12 protein-coding genes are annotated in these 17,222 nt (G+C 70.8%); 3 read left to right on the top strand and 9 right to left on the bottom strand.

Going from position 1 to position 17,222, the window contains the following annotated elements:
* Positions 1 to 8 precede the first annotated feature (8 nt).
* The 8 genes from ACI791_RS16600 to ACI791_RS16565 all read right to left on the bottom strand — a co-directional run bounded on the left by ACI791_RS16600 (position 9) and on the right by ACI791_RS16565 (position 9,696).
* Entirely contained in the window at positions 9 to 2,156 is a 2,148-nt protein-coding gene (locus ACI791_RS16600) for an acetate--CoA ligase family protein (protein WP_456587041.1), read from the bottom strand.
* Positions 2,153 to 3,142: a quinone oxidoreductase family protein gene (locus ACI791_RS16595; protein ID WP_456587040.1), complete on the bottom strand. Its 990-nt coding sequence runs from the start codon at positions 3,140 to 3,142 to the stop codon at positions 2,153 to 2,155. The genes ACI791_RS16600 and ACI791_RS16595 overlap by 4 nt, the downstream gene beginning before the upstream one ends.
* 40 nt (positions 3,143 to 3,182) lie before the next feature.
* Positions 3,183 to 3,941, bottom strand: a complete 759-nt coding sequence (locus ACI791_RS16590; protein WP_456587039.1) for an SDR family NAD(P)-dependent oxidoreductase — start codon at positions 3,939 to 3,941, stop codon at positions 3,183 to 3,185.
* A gap of 77 nt (positions 3,942 to 4,018) precedes the next feature.
* Complete coding sequence (locus tag ACI791_RS16585) at positions 4,019 to 5,071, bottom strand: ABC transporter ATP-binding protein (RefSeq protein ID WP_456587038.1); 1,053 nt, start codon at positions 5,069 to 5,071, stop codon at positions 4,019 to 4,021.
* The gene (locus ACI791_RS16580) at positions 5,068 to 6,138 is read right to left on the bottom strand and encodes an ABC transporter ATP-binding protein (protein WP_456587037.1); all 1,071 of its coding nucleotides are present in this window, start codon (positions 6,136 to 6,138) and stop codon (positions 5,068 to 5,070) included. Before ACI791_RS16580 ends, ACI791_RS16585 begins: the two co-directional genes overlap by 4 nt.
* On the bottom strand, positions 6,135 to 7,052 hold the full coding sequence (locus ACI791_RS16575) for an ABC transporter permease (protein ID WP_456587036.1): 918 nt from the start codon (positions 7,050 to 7,052) through the stop codon (positions 6,135 to 6,137). Before ACI791_RS16575 ends, ACI791_RS16580 begins: the two co-directional genes overlap by 4 nt.
* Positions 7,049 to 7,999, bottom strand: coding sequence for an ABC transporter permease (locus tag ACI791_RS16570; RefSeq protein WP_456587035.1), 951 nt, complete (start codon positions 7,997 to 7,999; stop codon positions 7,049 to 7,051). Before ACI791_RS16570 ends, ACI791_RS16575 begins: the two co-directional genes overlap by 4 nt.
* A 116-nt stretch (positions 8,000 to 8,115) precedes the next feature.
* Positions 8,116 to 9,696 carry an ABC transporter substrate-binding protein gene (locus ACI791_RS16565; protein ID WP_456587034.1) on the bottom strand — a complete coding sequence of 527 codons (1,581 nt, stop codon included), beginning with the start codon at positions 9,694 to 9,696 and terminating at the stop codon, positions 8,116 to 8,118.
* Positions 9,697 to 10,014: 318 nt separating this feature from the next.
* Here ACI791_RS16565 and ACI791_RS16560 point away from each other — a divergent pair, with 318 nt between their 5' ends.
* On the top strand, positions 10,015 to 10,725 hold the full coding sequence (locus tag ACI791_RS16560; RefSeq protein ID WP_456587033.1) for a TetR/AcrR family transcriptional regulator: 711 nt from the start codon (positions 10,015 to 10,017) through the stop codon (positions 10,723 to 10,725).
* A gap of 19 nt (positions 10,726 to 10,744) precedes the next feature.
* On the opposite strand, the gene hrpA is transcribed toward ACI791_RS16560, so the two are convergent.
* A complete protein-coding gene (gene hrpA, locus ACI791_RS16555) occupies positions 10,745 to 14,704 on the bottom strand; it encodes an ATP-dependent RNA helicase HrpA (RefSeq protein ID WP_456587032.1) in 3,960 nt (1,319 codons plus the stop codon).
* A gap of 200 nt (positions 14,705 to 14,904) precedes the next feature.
* Between hrpA and ACI791_RS16550 the strand changes: the two genes are divergently transcribed.
* Positions 14,905 to 15,435, top strand: coding sequence for a MarR family winged helix-turn-helix transcriptional regulator (locus tag ACI791_RS16550; protein ID WP_456587031.1), 531 nt, complete (start codon positions 14,905 to 14,907; stop codon positions 15,433 to 15,435).
* Positions 15,432 to 17,195, top strand: a complete 1,764-nt coding sequence (locus ACI791_RS16545) for an MDR family MFS transporter (protein ID WP_456587030.1) — start codon at positions 15,432 to 15,434, stop codon at positions 17,193 to 17,195. Before ACI791_RS16550 ends, ACI791_RS16545 begins: the two co-directional genes overlap by 4 nt.
* Positions 17,196 to 17,222 lie beyond the last annotated feature (27 nt).

Genomic DNA, 17,222 nt, shown 5'->3' with positions numbered 1-17,222 from the left:
GCGCTCCTTCAGTGGTGGGACGCTGTCGGCACGGTGGCGGCCCGGGGGACGACTACGGCGTCGACGGCGACCGCCCCGTCGCCCCGAGCGCCGACGATGAGTGGGTTGATGTCGAGCTCGGCGATCTCGTCGCCGACCTCCGATGCGAGCTGGGCCAAGCCCTGGACCGCCGCCACGACCGCGTCCTGGTCGCGCTCCGGTGCCCCGCGGAACGGGCCGAGCAGGCGGACCGAGCGCAGTCGGTCGAGCGCGTCCTTGACGTCGTCGTCCGAGATGGGCGGGAGCCGCAGCTGCACGTCTTCCAGGACCTCGGTCCAGGTGCCGCCGAGACCGAGGACCAGCACGGGCCCGAACGCCTCGTCGCGCTTGAGCCCGAGGAGCATTTCCAGGCCGGGCGCGACCATGGGCTGGACGAGCAAGCGGGCCCTGTCGGCGACCTCGCGGGGCAGTCGGGCCAGCATGCCCTTCGCTGCGACGCTCACTTCCTCGGTCGACGAGAGCCCCAGCAGGACCCCGCCCAGCTCACTCTTGTGCGCGACGTCGTCGGCCAGCAACTTGACGGCGACCGGGAATCCCACACGGGCCGCCGCCGCGGCGGCCTCGTCGGGATCGTTCGCCACGGCTTCCTGAACGACCGGCACGCCGTAATGCCGGAGCAGCTTCTTGGCCCGGTGCTCGTCGAGCACGCCGAGACCCACGTCTCGCGCCTCCGCCAGGAGAGCCTGGGCCTGCGCCCGGCGTTCCTCGTCAATCGGCGGCGACTCCGGTAGCGACCGGGCACTGGCTCGACGGGCCGCCATCAGGCCGGATAGCGCCTGGAGTGCCCGGCCGGGGTCGGTGTAGGCAGGAACCCCGCGTGAGGTGAGCTCCACGACCGGGCGGCCGCTGCCACCGACCCACACCACGATCAGCGGCTTGTCCATCTGCAGGCTTGCCTCGTGGAGCACCTGGATGAGCGCGTCCTCCTCCTTGTCCAGGTTGCCGATGAGGACCATGGCGACGTCGGTCCCCGGGTGCTGACCCATGAGCGTGAGCACCTCGCGCAGCGCCTCTGCACTGCCCCCGGTACCGGCCATGTCGATGGGGTTGCGGGCCGAGAGGTACTCCGGCAGCGCGCCGGCGAGCTTCTGCTGCCACTCCCCTTCCCAGGTCGCCATGCTGATGCCCAGGTCAGTGCAGTGGTCGGCGACGAGCACGCCGCCGCCGCCCGACGTGGTGGTGACCGACAGCCGGTCGCCGGCCGGGGGCTGGGCCAGGTCGACCATCTGCGCCCAGTCGGCCAGCGCCTCGACGCCGGCGATGCGGGTGACGCCGTACTGCTCGAACACCCCGCTGTAGACGGCGTCCGAGCCGGCCAGGGCACCGGTGTGGGAGGCGATCGCCTCGACGCCCAGCGGGGAGCGACCGACCTTGAGGAAGGCCAGCGGCTTGCCGAGCTCCTGTGCGCGCCGCAAGGCGCCGGCGAACGCCGCGCCGTCCCTGATCCCTTCGATGTATCCGGCGACGCCGCTGACCTTCGGGTCGTCGAGGAGGGCGTGCAGCATCTCGGGGAAGCTGATGTCCATCTCGTTGCCCGTGCTGATCAGGGATCCCAGCCCGACCCGGCGGGTCTGCGACATGTTGAAGACGAAGGCCCCCATGGCGCCGCTCTGGGTGAGGAATGCGATCCCGCCGTCCCGCAGGTCGAACCGGTCCTGATCCATGCCCGTGTTAATCGTGGCGGCCAGCTTGGACCGGACACTGACCAGTCCGACGCAGTTCGGCCCCAGGACACGGGTGGACGACCCACGCAGCACCGCCTGGAGCTCCCGCTGGAGCCGAGCGCCCTCGGCGTCCAGCTCGGCGAAACCGGACGTGATGGCGATGACCGCCGGCACCTCGGCGGCCACGCAGGACTCGAGGGCGGCGACCGAGTGCTCCGCCGGGGTCAGGATGACCGCGAGGTCGACCGGTCGGCCCACCGCGGCCAGGTCCGGGTAGGCCTGCTTGTCCTGCACCGTCGTGCGGCGGGGATTGATGGGGTAGACCTCGCCCTCGTAGCCGTACTTGTCGAGGTAGCGCAGCGTGCGGCCGCCGGTCTTCTGCCCGTCGTCGGAAGCTCCGATGAGGGCGACGCTGCGCGGCTGCATGAAGGCCTGGTAGGAGGCGGATTTCATTGGGTGACGGGATCCTCTGCGAGGTCGAGGACGTGCTTTCCCAGCGACGTCCGGGCGGCGAGTGCTTCATGGGCAACGGGCGCGTCGACCAGCGGCATCACGGTCAGCTCGAGGGGTGCCACGGCTCCGCGGGAGACGAGGTCGAACAGTCCTGCGGCGCGTGCCTGGAACTCGGCGAACGTGCCGGTGTAGTAGCTCAACCGCGAGTAGGTGAGGCTGAGGCAGCCGTTGGCCAGGCGGGCCGGGTCCAGCGGCGGGAACGGCCCGCCGGACCGGCCGTACACGATGAGCCGGCCACGGACGGCGAGGGACTCCAGGTCGTCCGCGAAGGTCGGGCCGCCGACGGCGTCGAACACCACGTCGACACCTCGACCCTCCGTCTGCACGCGCACCCACTGCGCGAAGCCGCCGTCCGGGTATGTGCCGGCAGCCGAGGCCCCCGCGCGCAGCGCCGCGGCCACCTTCTCCTCCGTGGAGGCCAGCCCGAGGACGCGGGCGCCGGCGTGCCGAGCCACCTGGACGATCAGGGAACCGGTGCCACCGGCAGCGGAGTGGACGAGCACGGTCTGGCCCGGGGACACCCGCGCCTCGACGGTGACCAGCGACAGGGCGGTCAGGCCCTGGAGCATCACGGCGGCGGCGGTGCGCAGCTCGACGTCGTCGGGTACGCGCGCCACCTTCCACGCCGGGATGACCGCCTGCTCCCCGTAGGTGCCGTCGTCGTGCATCGCGAAGGCGACCCGGTCACCCGGCGACACGTGGGTCACGCCGGCGCCGCACGCGAGGACCGTCCCCGAGCCCTCGCGACCGGGCACGAACGGAAGCGGCCGCGCGTAGACCCCGGACCGGTGGTGCAGGTCCAGGAAGTTGACGCCGGCGTAGGCGACCCGGACGTGGACGTCGTCCTCGCCCATCGGCTTCAGGTCGGCCATGTCCACCTGTAGGACCTCGGGCCCGCCGAACTCCCTCACGAGGACCGCGCGCATGTGACCACCTCTCGACGACTCGGCACCCTCGGACCGGGCATCAGTACGTGGTCCGGCCGCCGCTGATGTCGAAGACGGCTCCCGTCGAGAAGCTGACGCGGGGTGAGGCCAAGAAGCGGACGAGTTCGGCCACCTCCTGGGGCTGGCCGACCCGCCCCATCGGGATCTTGGACACCAGGTACTCGTGGTGCGCCGGCGTGACCTGCTCCACCAGGCGGGTCTCGATCACGCCCGGCGTCACGGCGTTCACGAGAACACCGGTCTGTGCCAGCTCCTTGCCCGCGGACTTGGTCAGGCCGATCGCCGCCGCCTTCGCCGACGAGTAGGCCGCCGAGTTGGGGTTGCCCTCCTTGCCGGCGACGCTCGCTATGTTGACAATCCGGCCGTAGCCGGCCTCGATCATGTGCGGGATGACCACCCGCATGAAGTAGAAGGTGCCGTGGATGTGCACCCGGTACATGTCGTGCCAGTAGTCGACGGGGGTCTCCCAGATCGGCCGGGCCGGGCCGGAGATGCCGGCGTTGTTCACCAGCACGTCGATGCGCCCGTGCCGCTCGGCGACCGAACGCACGCAGGCGGCCACGGCATCGGGCTCACCGATGTCGAGGACCTCCCCCTCGATGCGCCCGGCGAGGTCCCCGGCCCAGTCGCGGGCGCGCTTGGACAGCCCGTCGAGGGCGTCCTTGTTGCGGTCGACGCAGACGACCCGCGCGCCCTCCTCGGCCAGCACCTGGGCGATGGCGGAGCCGATGCCGCCGGCTCCCCCGGTGACGATCGCGACCTGTCCCTCGAGCGTCATGCGACTTCCTCTCGTTCAGCGGCCGCGCCGGGTGGCGACCGCTCCGGTACGTGGGCGGCGGGTGCACGGGCGACCGGTCATCGGGACGCCAGGGGCGTCGTCAGGTGCTCGCCGTGGATGAGCGGCAGGACGGAGGCGCCACGCAGCTGCGGGCCGTGGGTGTGCAGGTGGCACGCCGCGTAGCCGCCGCCGTCGACCGGGTACTGGGGCGGCGTCTCCTCGGCGCAGACCTCCATGGCGAAGGGGCAGCGCGTGCGGAACCGGCACCCGCTGGGCGGTGCCAGAGGGCTCGGCTGGTCACCACCGAGGACGATCCGGTCCCGCGTGCGCTGACGGTCGGGGTCCGGGATCGGGATGGCCGAGTTCAGTGCGGCGGTGTACGGGTGGGCGGGAGCGTCGTAGACCCGTGCACTCGGCCCGGTCTCCACCAGCTGTCCCAGGTACATGACCGCGGTGCGGTCGCTCACCAGGCGGACGACCGCCAGGTCGTGGGCGATGAACAGGAACGACGTCCTCGACTGCTCCTGGATGCCCAGCAGCAGGTTGACGATCTGGCTTTGCGTGGAGACGTCGAGCGCGCTGACCGGCTCGTCGCAGACGACCAGCTCCGGATTGAGGATCATCGCCCGCGCGATCGCGATGCGCTGGCGCTGCCCGCCGGAGAACTCGTTGGGGTAGCGCGTGGTGTAGCGGGTGCTCAGCTTCACCGTGTCCAGCGCGTCGTCCACACGGGCCCGGCGCTCCGCCTTGGACAGCGACGTGTGCACCTTCAGCGGCTCGTCGAGCTGCTGTCCGATCGTCATCGACGGGTCCAGGGACGAGTACGGGTCCTGGAACACGATCTGCATCCGCTTGCGCAGCGGACGCAACTGCCGGGATTGCAGGCCGGTCACCTCCGTGTCGCCGAGGTACACCCGCCCGGCGGTGGGCTCGGCCAGCCGGAGCACCGCCATCCCCGTGGTGGATTTTCCGCTGCCCGACTCGCCCACCAGGCCGAGGGTCTCGCCGTCGTCGACGTGGAAGGAGACGCCGTCGACGGCGTGCAGCTTCCGGCCGCGACCCACGTTGAACGTGACCTGGAGGTCCTCGACGCGGAGCTTGGAGACCCCGGCTCCTGATGTCGTCGTCACTGGACCGTCACTCCCTCGATCGGTGCCGGGTCCGCCTGTGCGGCGGACGGCTGGCGCAACTCCTCTGCTCGGACGCAACGCACGAGACCGGTGTCGAGCAGCCGCAGCTCGATCGGGTCGGTCGTGCAGCGACCCGCCTGCGCGTGCGTGCACCGGGGGTGGAACCGGCAACCGGACGGCAGCCGGTGCGGCTGCGGGACCACGCCGGGGATGCCGACCAGCGGCGTGTTGTTCTCCAACGCCGTCTGCGGCATCGCTGCGAGCAGGCCGGCGGTGTACGGGTGCTGGGGGTTGCGGAACAAGTCGCGCACCGGCGCGTGCTCCACAACCTGCGACGCGTACATGACGACGACGTCGTCGGCGATGTCCGCTACGACGCCCAGGTCGTGGGTGATGAACAGGACCGCCATGTCCTGCTCGCGCTGGAGGGTCTTGAGCAGTTCCAGGGTTCGCGCCTGGATGGTCACGTCCAGCGCCGTGGTGGGCTCGTCGGCGATGAGCAGCTTCGGGTCGCATGCCAGGGCCAGGGCGATCATCACCCGCTGACGCATGCCGCCGGAGAAGTGGTGCGGGTAGTCCTTGGCACGCTGGGCGGCCGAGGCGATGCCGACGCGGTCGAGCATCTCGACGGCCCGTGCCCACGCCTCCTTGCGGGATGCCTTGCGGTGCCGACGCACCACCTCGGCGATCTGATCGCCCACGGTGAACGCCGGGTTCAGGCTCGACATGGGTTCCTGGAAAATGAATCCGATGTCCTTGCCCCTGATGCGGTTGATCGCTCGCTCGGGCATGCCGACCAGCTCGTTCTCGGCGAAACATACGGATCCGCGGGTGATGCGGCCGCCGCGGGACTGGACCAGCCCCACCAGCGCCAGCGCCGTGACGCTCTTGCCGGACCCGGACTCGCCCACGATGGACAGCACCCGGTTCTGCGCCAGCGAGAACGAGACGCCGTCGACCACGGTGATCAGCCCGTCCGGAGTCGGGAACTGCACCGTCAGGTCCTGCACCTCGAGCAGTGGCTCGGTGCCCGCGGCGATGTCGTCGGAGCGCGCGGAGTCGGTCATGATTCGTCCCGTCGCTCGCGGCCGAGGGAGTCGCGGAAGGCGTCACCGAGCAGGTTGAAAGCCAGCACCGCGAGTGAGATGGCCGCGCCCGCCGCGATGACCGTCAGCGGGGTCCGGGTCATGTAGGGGAAGGCCCGTCCGAGCATCGACCCCCAGCTGGCGGTCGGTGGCTGGACCCCGAGCCCGAGGAAGCTCAGGCCCGCCTCGGCCAGGATTGCCAGCCCCAGCATGATCGTCGTCTGCACCACCAGCGGAGAGAGGATGTTCGGCAGGATGTGCCGGAGGATGATCCGCAGCGAGCTGCAGCCGGTCGCCCGCGCGCTCGTCACGTACACCTCTTCCCGCACGGAGAGGGCGCTCCCGCGGACCACCCGCATGATCCGCGGCGCGTAGACGATGCCGATGGCCAGCATTGCGTTGGTCAGACTGGGTCCGAGCAGACCGACGATGACGACGGCCAGGATCAGCGCCGGAAAGCTCATCAACGCGTCGTTGATGCGCATGATCACGTTGTCGACCCAGCCGCCGGCGTAGCCGCTGATCAGCCCGAACGGCAGGCCGATGATCAGGGCCACCCCGATCGCCAGCGCCGCCGCCGACAGTGACACCCGGCTGGCGTAGATGAGTCGGCTGAAGACATCGCGGCCGAGGTCGTCCGTGCCGAGCCAGTACTCGCCGCTCGGCCCCTCGAGCGAGCGGGCCAGAAGGCCCTGGTTCGGGTCCTGCGGCGCCAGCAGCGGTGCAAAGACGGCGATCAGGACGAGCGTGATCAGGACCCCGAGGGCCACCACGCCCACCTTGTTCCGCCGGAATCGGCGGAAGAAGCTGCTGGCGTTGAGGGCTTCCTCCACCTGCTCCGGGTCGGTGCCCGTGGGTTGGAGAACGTTGGCCCGCATCTCGGGACTGGACGTCATGCTGCACGCACCTTCGGGTCGAGGTAGCCGTAGGAGAGGTCGACCAGCAGGTTGACGAACAGGACGATGACGGCTGTGACCAGCGCCACCCCGAGCAACGTCGGCAGGTCACGGAGGAACACCGCCCGCACGGCCAGCGTCCCGATCCCGTTCATGGCGAAGATCTGCTCCACGATCACCGTGCCCGCGAGCAGGCGCCGGACCTGCAGGCCCAGGACCGTCACCACTGGCAGAGCGGCGTTCTTCAGTCCGTGCTTGCCGATCACCGAAGCTGTGGACAGCCCTTTCGCCCGGGCGGTCTGGATGTAATCCCGCTGCAAGACGTCACGCATCGAGGCGCGGACGTGACGGGTCACCTCCGCGGCGACGCCGATGCCGAGCGTCAGCGACGGCAGGATCAGACGAAGAGCCCATTCCGCGGGATCCTCACCGAAGGGCACGTAGCCCGTTGCCGGGAACCAGCCCAGCGTCAGGGAGAAGACGAGGATCAGGATCAGGCCGACGAAGAATTCCGGCGAGGACATCCCGATCGACGTGTTAAAGATCGTAAACCGGTCGAGCCAGCTGCCCGACTTGACCGCGGCGAAGATGCCGGCCGGAATGGCGATGAGCAGCCCGATGAGCAGCGCTCCCAGCGTCAGCGACAGGGAGACCGGCAGGCGGTCGATGATGCTCTCGAGGACGGGCACCCCGCTGGTGAAGGATTCGCCCAGGTCGCCGACGGCCACCGAGGAGATGTACTCGGTGAAGCGTTCGTGCAGTGGCGCGTTGAGCCCAAGTTGCTTACGGGCAGCCTCGATCGCCTCCGCCGAGGCGTCCGCCCCGGCGACGACGGATGCGGGGTCGCCAGGCGTCAGCTCGAGCATGAGAAAGGTCAGCAGGACAACGATCACGAGCACGGGCAGCGTCGAGAGGATGCGTTTCCCGACGAAGCGCATGAATGCCATGGATCATCCTTGAGAGGAGTCGGGGCGTCGGGCGCCGCGTGGTGGGGAGCGAACCGCTGGCCGCTCCCCACCACCACGTGGGCCGAGGTGGTCACGTCTCGGCGCCTGCCGGGATGTCAGGCGCAGTCGCTGCTGACGGTCACGTCGTTCATTAGGTCGTCACCGGCGGCCAGGTACGATGTGAGGTTGTCGATACACCCGGGCGAGTAGGCGAAGACGTTCGACCGCATCATGATCGGGAACGTGGCCGCCTCTTCCGTGACCACACGGTTGATCTCGCGGATGAGCTCCAGGCGCTCCGGGTTCTCGGGCGTCAGCGCGCTGGCTTGCGCGACGAGCTCGTCGATCCTGGGGTTGGCCACGCCGCCGGGCGTGTAGGTGCCGCTCGAGCTGGTGACTTCCTGGAATGTCATCAGCGGGTCGGCCCGGCCACCCCAGCGGGCCATCATGACCTCGCCCTGAGGACCGGCAGGATCGCGGAAGACGCTGGCCTGGGAGATGTCCACGACGTCGAAGGTGAGCCGAATGTCAGCCCTGGCCAGCATCTGCTGCAGCGCCTCGGCCAACTGCCGGTACTCGGTGTTGTTGAGCAGTACGAAGTCGATGTCCACGCCCTCGGGCTTGCCGGCTTCGGCCAGGAGCTCGCGTGCCCGCTCCGGGTCGTAGGGGTAGGCCTCGTCGAGCTCCTCGATCCACACCGGGTGCCCTTCCGGGAACAGCTGCTGGCTCGGCGTTCCGGTACCGAAAGTCAGGGCCTCCACGAGCGCCTGGCGGTCGATAGCATGCATGATCGCCTGCCGGACCCTGACGTCCCCGATGTCGGGGCCGGACAGGTTCGTGTAGATGTTCCACAGGCTGAGCTGAGGGTTGACCTGAATCTCGAGGCCGGCACCTTCCGCCACCGGGATCTGGTTGGCATCGAGGAGTGCCAGGTTGGCCTCTCCGGACCGAACCGCGTTCAGACGCGCCTGTCCGTCGGTGACGTAGTGGTGTTCGAAGCGGGCGGGGCGCCCCTCCGTGCCACCCCAGTAGTCCTCGTAACGGGCCATGTTCGTGACGACGTTGGACTGGAAGGACTCGACCTCATAGGGACCCGCACCGATCGGCTCGAAGTCGCTGCCGTAGGCGCCGGGCGTGAGGGCCGCGGGGCTGACCATCATCCCGCCGTTGGCGGAGAGCCAGTACTCCATCTGCCCACTGGGCTCGCTCAGGGTGAGGACGACGGTCTGCTCGTCGGGTGCCGCATAGGAGTCGATCAGATCGATGGTGTTCTGCACGTTCTGCCCGATGGGCTGATCGAGGGTCTCCATGCGCTCGAAGTTCGCGATCACCGCATCGGCGTTGACCGGTTCGCCGTCGTGGAAGGTGGCCCCCTCGCGCAGAGTGAGGGTCAACTCGGTGAGGTCCTCGTTGTACTCCCATTCCTCGGCGAGGCCGGGTTCGGGGTCACCTTCGTCGGTCAGGTGGATCAACCGGTCGTAGATGGCGAGAAGAGCTTCGTAGGAAAGGCTGCTGTTGTTTTGCGGGTGGGCCGGGTCCAGCGTCTCGTTGCCCGACGCGTCGAAGAAGATCAGTGCCGCATCCGGGTTCGCCGCCGTAGCCCCACTCCCGCCGTCTTCCCCGTCGCTGCCGCCACAGGCGGTGACCGCCAGAGCGGCAGCTAGCAGGGTTACCCCAAACTTGGACCTGAGGCGCACGTCCGACTCCTTCGACGGTTGGCCGAGTTCCCGACCGACCGGTCGGATGACGGCACCTTGTCGGGCGGATCACAAGCATGTCAAGAGTCACAGTGGAAGATCTTCGACGCCGACAGGACCGCCCACTCGGTCGAGTAGGGTCCTGGACGCGACCTGGTACGGCAAGGGCCGGGCGTTCGCTACGGGCAGCGACTTGGTCGCCACCCGGTGCGGCAACCGACTGGACGGTCGGGGCGCGATCAGGTTTCATTCCGGTATCGAGATGCAGGCATCCGCCTCTCGAACAGGTCCCGGAGGTCCCGGAAGAAGGTCGATCGAGTGGAAATCGTGACCACGCCTGCTCCGCTACCCGACGCGGCCGCCGCCGACCGAGTTCCCGTCAGGAGCGGCCGCCGCGAAAAACTCATCGCGACAGCGGCCTCCTTGTTCGAGGCCGAGGGCTATCACCAGACCTCGATGGAGCGCCTGGCGGACCGTGCCGGTCTGGCGAAGCCGTCGCTTTACCACTACTTCAAGTCGAAGGAAGAAATCCTTTTCGAAATTCACCTGAGTTTCATCCAGCCCCTGATCCAGCGGCAGAGCCGGCGGATGGAACTGGGGCTGCGGCCCAGTCAAATTCTGCTCGAAGCCGTCGTCGACCACCTAGAGGTCGTGGCGGAGAAGCCTGGGACCCTGCGCATGTTCTTCGAGCACCACCGGGAGTTGGGGCCCGATCGGCGAGCCCAGATGCGCGAGAACCGCGTTCGGTACCGACGGCTCATTGAGGAGACCATCACGGCTGGTGTCGCTGCCGGCGAATTGCGCCCGGTCGATGCCCGCCTGACGGCATTCGCCCTCTTTGGAATGGTTAACTGGGCGTACAAGTGGTTCCAGGTAAAGGGTCAGCTGAGTCCCCGCGAGACGGCGTACTTCCTCTGGGACCTGTTCATGCGCGGGGTCCAAGCCGACAGGGCGAACGGCGTCGGCGACCCGGTCCCCACGCCACTCATGTCGGAGCCGCTCCCGGAGATCAGCGAGCAGTGGCCCTGAGGGTCCGGGCCGGCCGCGCTTAGGGCAGGAGCGCGTCGATCGCCTTGTAGATGCGCTGCTCGGACACCGGCCGGGGGGTGCCCACGCTCTGGGCGAACAAGCTCACCCGCAGCTCCTCGATCATCCAGCGGATCCGCGTGACCGGGTCGTCGGGCGCCCCCGTCGGGGGCACCTGCGCCCGCAACTGCTCGTACTCGGTGGTCACCGCGGCCACCTGCTGGGTCCACAGCTCGTCGCGCACCGCGTTGGCCGGCAGCTTCTCCAGCCGGTGCGCCATGGCCGTCAGGTAGCGGACGACGTCGGGCAGCCGACGGCGTCCGGTCGCGGCCACGAACCCGCGGTGCAGCAGCCCGGTCATCTGGCGGCGGAGGTCGGTGATCGCGGCCTCGGGCACCCGGCGGCCCGGCGCGGCCCCGATGGCTCCCGCCACCTCGCGCGCCCGGGCCAGCACGGCCTCGACCCGGCCGACGACGTCGACGGTGAGCGGCTGCAGCTGTGCCTTGGCCGTGCTCACCAGCGCCGCGAAGGCCTCCGGCTCCCGCGGCGGCCCGCCTGCCGCCGCGATCAGCTCGTCGGCCGCCGCGTCGACGCAGTCGGCCACGAGGTCGGGGATCTCGCCGTCCGGGTTGAACTGCAGGGCCAGCCGGGTGGCCGGCCCCAACCGCTTGACGACCTGCTTCACCGGTGAGCCCGCCACGAGCACCAGCAGCCGCCGGGCGCCCCGCCAGGACAGCCGCGTCGCCTCGGCCTCGGTCGCCACCACGCGGACGCCGACGGTGCTCCCCTCGTCGACCAGCGCCGGGTAGGCCGTCACCACGTGCGCCCCGCGGCGGACCTCCACCGTCCGGGGCAGAGTGCCGAACTCCCAGGTCGTCAGGCCGGTGCGCTCGAGCTCGGAGGCGGCGCGGGCGAGGCTCGCCCGCGCCTGCGGGGCGACCTGCGCCTTGAGCGCCGCGAGGTCCTTGCCGGTCGCCAGCGGCCGGTGGTGGTCGTCGAGCACGCGGAAGGTGGCACGCAGGTGACCGGGCACCTGGTCCGGCTGCCAGGCGTCCGGCGGGATGACCACACCGGCGGCCCGGCGGAGCTCCCGCTCCAGGGCCGGCAGCAGGGGCTCCCCGGGGTCGATCCGCGGCAGCACCGCGCGGACCCGGTCGGGGATCGGGACGAGTGCGCGGCGCAGCTGCTTGGGCAGCGTGCGCAGCAGCGCCGTCACGAGCTCCTCGCGCAGCCCCGGGACGGTGAACGCCAGCGACTCGCCGGAGGTGCGCTGCACCACGGCGTCGAGCACCCCGAGCGGCACGTCGACGGTCACCCCGTCCTCGGCCGCCCCCGGCGCAAAAGCGTAGGCGAGCGGCAGGGTGAGGCCCTGCGTCAGGTGCACCTCGTCGGGATAGTCCTCCGGGCGCACCTCGGCCGCCACGGCCGCGTTGGTCAGCATCTCCGGCGTGAACGTGAGCAGGCCCGGCTGCCGGTGGCGGGCCTGCTTCCACCAGCGGTCGAAGTGCCGGGTGGAGACGACGTCAGCCGGGATGCGGGCGTCGTAGAGCTCGAACACCGTCTCGTCGTCGACGCCGATGTCCCGCCGGCGCGCGCGTTCCTCCAGCGCCGCGACCTGCTCGACGGCCCGCTGGTTCTCGGCCCAGAAGCGGTGGTGCGTCGTCCACTCCCCCTGGACGAGCGCGTGCCGGATGAACAGCTCCCGGGAGACGACCGGGTCGATCGAGCCGTACTGCACCCGCCGGCCGACCACCAGCGGCAGGCCGTAGAGGGTGACCCGCTCGGTCGCGACGACGGAGCCGCGCTTGGCGTCCCAGCGTGGCTCGGAGTACTGGCGCTTCACGAGGTGATCGGCGAGCTTCTCGACCGTCTCGGGGTCGATCCGGGCCACGGTCCGGGCGAACAGCCGGCTGGTCTCGACCAGCTCCGCGGCGACCACCCACCGCGGCGGCTTCTTCGCCAGCGGCGTGCCGGGCGCGATCACGAACCGGGTGTTGCGGGTGCCGAGGTACTCCCGGCCCGGGCGCTTGTCACCCTTCGCCTGCTCGACCTGGAGCCCGACGTGGCTGAGCAGCCCCGCGAGCATCGCGGCGTGGATCCCGCGCTCGTCGGGCTCGGCCGCCGGCTCGCCGACCGCCATGCCCAGCCGCCGGGCGGTGCCGCGCAGTTGGCCGTGCAGGTCCTGCCACTCCCGGATGCGCAGGTAGTGCAGGAACTCCCGCTTCACGGTGCGGCGGAACTGGTTGCCGGACAGGGCGTCCTGCTGCTCGCCGAGATAACGCCACAGGTTGAGCAGGGCCAGGAAGTCGGAGTTCTCGTCGGCGAACCGGGCGTGCATCTGGTCGGCGGCCTGCTGGTGCTCGGTCGGCCGTTCCCGGGGGTCCTGGATGGTCAGGCCGGCCGCGATCACCAGCACCTCGTCGAGGACACCGCGCCGGTCGGCCTCGACCACCATGCGGGCCATGCGGGGGTCCAGCGGCAGCGCGGCCAGAGCCCGGCCGGTCGCGGTCAGTCGGCCGTCGGTGTCGAGGGCGTGCAGCTCCTCCAGCAGCGCCAGGCCGTCGGCGACGGCGCGCCGGTCGGGCGGGTCGATGAACGGGAACTCGGCGACCTCCCCGAGGTCGAGCGAGGCCATCTGCAGCAGCACCGACGCCAGGTTGGTCCGCAGGATCTCCGGGTCGGTGAACTCCGGCCGGCCGAGGAAGTCCTCCTCGGTGTAGAGGCGGATCGCGATGCCGTCCGACGTGCGGCCGCACCGGCCGGACCGCTGCCGGGCCGAGGCCTGGCTGATCGGCTCGATCGGCAGCCGCTGCACCTTCGTGCGATGGCTGTACCGCGAGATGCGGGCGGTCCCGGGGTCGACGACGTACCGGATCCCCGGCACGGTCAGCGACGTCTCCGCGACGTTCGTGGACAGCACGATGCGCCGTCCGGTGTGCGGGGCGAAAACCTTGTGCTGGTCGGCCGTCGACAGGCGCGAGTAGAGCGGGACGATCTCGGTGTTCGGTAGGTCGCGGTCGGCGAGCGCGTCCTGCGTGTCGCGGATCTCCCGCTCCCCGGCGAGGAACACCAGGATGTCCCCCGGACCCTCGGCCACCAGCTCGTCGACGGCGTCGAGGACGGCACTGACCTGGTCACGGTCGGGGTCGGCGGCCGGGTCGCCCTCGGGTGCGTCGGGGTCGACGACCGGCCGGTAGCGCACCTCGACCGGGTACGTGCGGCCGCTGACCTCCACGATCGGCGCGTTGCCGAAGTGCTTGGCCACCCGCTCGACGTCGATGGTCGCGGAGGTGATGACCAGCTTGAGGTCGGGCCGCCGGGGCAGCAGCTGGGCCAGGTAGCCCAGCAGGAAGTCGATGTTGAGGCTCCGCTCGTGGGCCTCGTCGATGATGATCGTGTCGTACTGGCGGAGCAGCCGGTCGTGCGCGATCTCGGCGAGCAGCACACCGTCGGTCATCAGCTTGACCAGCGTCGAGTCCGACACCTGGTCGTTGAACCGCATCTTGTAGCCGACGGTCCCGCCCAGCGGCGTGCCGAGCTCGCCGGCGATCCGCTCGGCAACGCTGCGGGCGGCGATCCGGCGGGGCTGCGTGTGGCCGATCCGCCCGCGCACCCCGCGGCCGAGCTCCAGGGCTATCTTGGGCAGCTGGGTCGTCTTCCCCGAGCCGGTCTCCCCGGCCACGACCACGACCTGGGCGCTCCGCAGCGCCGCGGCGATGTCCTCCCGCCGCGCGCTGACCGGCAACTCCTCCGGGTAGCTGACGGCCGGGACGGCGGCGCGACGCCGGGCGATCCGCTCCTCGGCCGCGGCGACGTCGGCGGCGATGCGCTCGCGCTGCGCCTCCCGGGCCTGCGGGTCCCTCGTCCGGCGCAGCCCGTCCACCCGGCGGCGGAGCCGGTGCTCGTCGGCGAGGGTGAGCCCGGCGAGGCGGTCCCGGAGGTCGTCGCGTGGCGCCCGCTGCTCGGGGTGCACTGAACTCACGGGCGCGCTCGCGTTCCTCTCGGCCGGGGTGTGGCGGGAGCGCCGTCCACGAGGCGGGAGGCGCCGCTCCCCAGGATGGCACCGACCGGCACCGCCGTGCCGAGGGGTGGCCCGCATCACCCCGCTCGTGCTGTGCAGTTGGTTGCATGTAGCCAGCAAGGAGTTGTAGCGTGCATTCGAACCTCCGACCCGGGAGCAGCATGTCGTCCACCCCCCGCCCCGACGTCGGCACGCCGGCCGGCCGGCCGCAGGTCGAAGCGCTGTCCGAGCAGCTGCCCCGGTTCATGCGCCTGGTCAACGCCCTGAAGAGCCAGCCCGCCGGCCCGGAGTCCCGCGACCGTGCCGCGCTGGTCCTGCTGTTCCCCCTGGTCCGCCAGGGGCCGCTGCGGCAGGGCGCCCTCGCCGAGCTGCTGCACGCCGACCCGTCCACCATCAGCCGGCACGTCGCGGTGCTCGTGGAGCGGGGCCTGGTCCGCCGGGTGGCCGACGAGAGCGACGGCCGGGCCAGCCGCCTGGTCGTCACCGACGCCGGCCGCGCCGCCCTCGACGCCCTGCACGCCGAGCGGACGGCCCACCTCGAGCGGGTGACCGCCCACTGGGACGACGCGGACCTGGCCAGCCTGACCTTCCTCTTCGGCCGCCTGATCGACGACATCGCGGCCGACCTGCCCGGGGCCGCCGAGCACGCCGCCGGCACCGCGAGCACCCACCCAGCGAGAGAGAACCGATGAGCCAGACCACCCGCACCACCGCGGCGGGCCGCCGCGACGCCCGCGCGGCGGCCGCCGCACCGGACTCCGCCGGCGCCTTCAGCCACCGGCAGATCGTCACGATCCTCGCCGGGCTGATGGTCGCCATGTTCTTGGCCGCCCTGGACCAGACCGTGGTCGCCACCGCGATCCGCACGATCGCCGACGATCTGCAGGGCTACGACCTGCAGGCGTGGGCGACGACGGCCTTCCTGATCACGTCGACGATCTCCACGCCGCTCTACGGCAAGCTGTCCGACATCTACGGCCGGCGGCCGTTCTACCTGTTCGCGATCGCGATCTTCGTCGTCGGCTCGGCGCTGTGCGGCATCGCCGACACGATGTACCAGCTGGCCGCCTTCCGGGCGGTCCAGGGCATCGGCGCCGGTGGCCTGATGTCCCTGGCGCTCGCGATCATCGGCGACATCGTGCCGCCCCGGGAGCGGTCGCGGTACCAGGGCTACTTCATGGCGGTCTTCGGCACCTCGAGCGTGCTGGGGCCGGTCGTCGGCGGCTTCTTCGCCGGCCAGGGCTCGCTGCTCGGCGTCGACGGCTGGCGGTGGATCTTCTGGATCAACGTGCCGCTCGGCGTGCTGGCCTTCGCCGCCGTGTGGCGGGTGCTGCACCTGCCGCACGACCGTCGCGAGCACCGCATCGACTGGCCCGGCGCGCTGGCGCTGATCGCCTTCCTGGTGCCGCTGCTGATCGTCGCCGAGCAGGGCCGCACCTGGGGCTGGACCTCGTCGGGCGCCGTCACCTGCTACGTCATCGGCGCCGTCGGCTTCGTGCTGTTCGTGCTGGCCGAGCGGGCCTACCGCGACGACGCCCTGTTGCCGCTCCGGCTGTTCGCCAACCGCAGCTTCGCGGTGAGCGGCATCGGCTCGGTGGTCATGGGCGCCGGGATGTTCGGCGGCCTGCTGCTGCTCCCCCAGTACCTGCAGATCGTGCAGGGCTCCAGCGCCACGGTCGCCGGCTTGCAGATGATCCCGCTGGTCGCCGGCATCATGGCCGGCGCGATGAGCTCGGGCATCGCCATCTCGAAGACCGGCAGGTACAAGATCTTCCCCCTCGTGGGCATCGCGCTGATGGTCGTGGCGTTGCTGTCGATGTCGTTCCTCGTCGAGTCCGACACCTCCGTCTGGGTGCTGGTCCCGTTCATGGTGCTGCTGGGCCTGGGCCTGGGCTTCAACTTCCAGCCGGTGATCCTCGCCGTCCAGAACGCCGTCTCGCCCCGCGAGATGGGGGTGGCCACCTCCTCGGTCACGTTCTTCCGCCAGATGGGCGGCACGATCGGGACGGCGGCGTTCCTCTCGGTGCTGTTCACCCGGCTGCCGCAGGACATCGACGCCGCCGTGCAGGACACGGTGCGGGCCAACCCGGAGCTGGCCCCGCAGTTCCAGCAGCTCGGCGCGGGCAGCGGGGGCGGCCTCGACGACACCTCCTTCATCCAGGAGCTGCCGACGGCCCTGGCCGAGCCGTTCAAGGTGGGCTTCTCGAACTCGATCGACCTGGTGTTCCTCATCGCCGCCTGCGTGGTGGCGATCGGCTTCTTCGTGTTCCTGTTCCTGCCGCAGCTCGCGCTGAGCGACAAGTCCGGCATCCAGGCACGGCAGGGGGCCGCCGCCGGGACGGCGACCAGCGATCCCCGCGACCCGGCCGAGGAGGCCACCGAGGCGGTCGGCGCCGCGGCACCGACGTCGGTCCCGCCGCCGGTGGGCCGGCCGGGCGACACACCTCGCTGACCCGGCTGACGACGACGGCCCCTCCCG

The sequence above is a fragment of the Blastococcus sp. SYSU DS0973 genome, from assembly GCF_054051055.1.
Note: the sequence above shows the minus strand (reverse complement) of the source record. Positions and strands in the feature narration are given on the sequence as shown.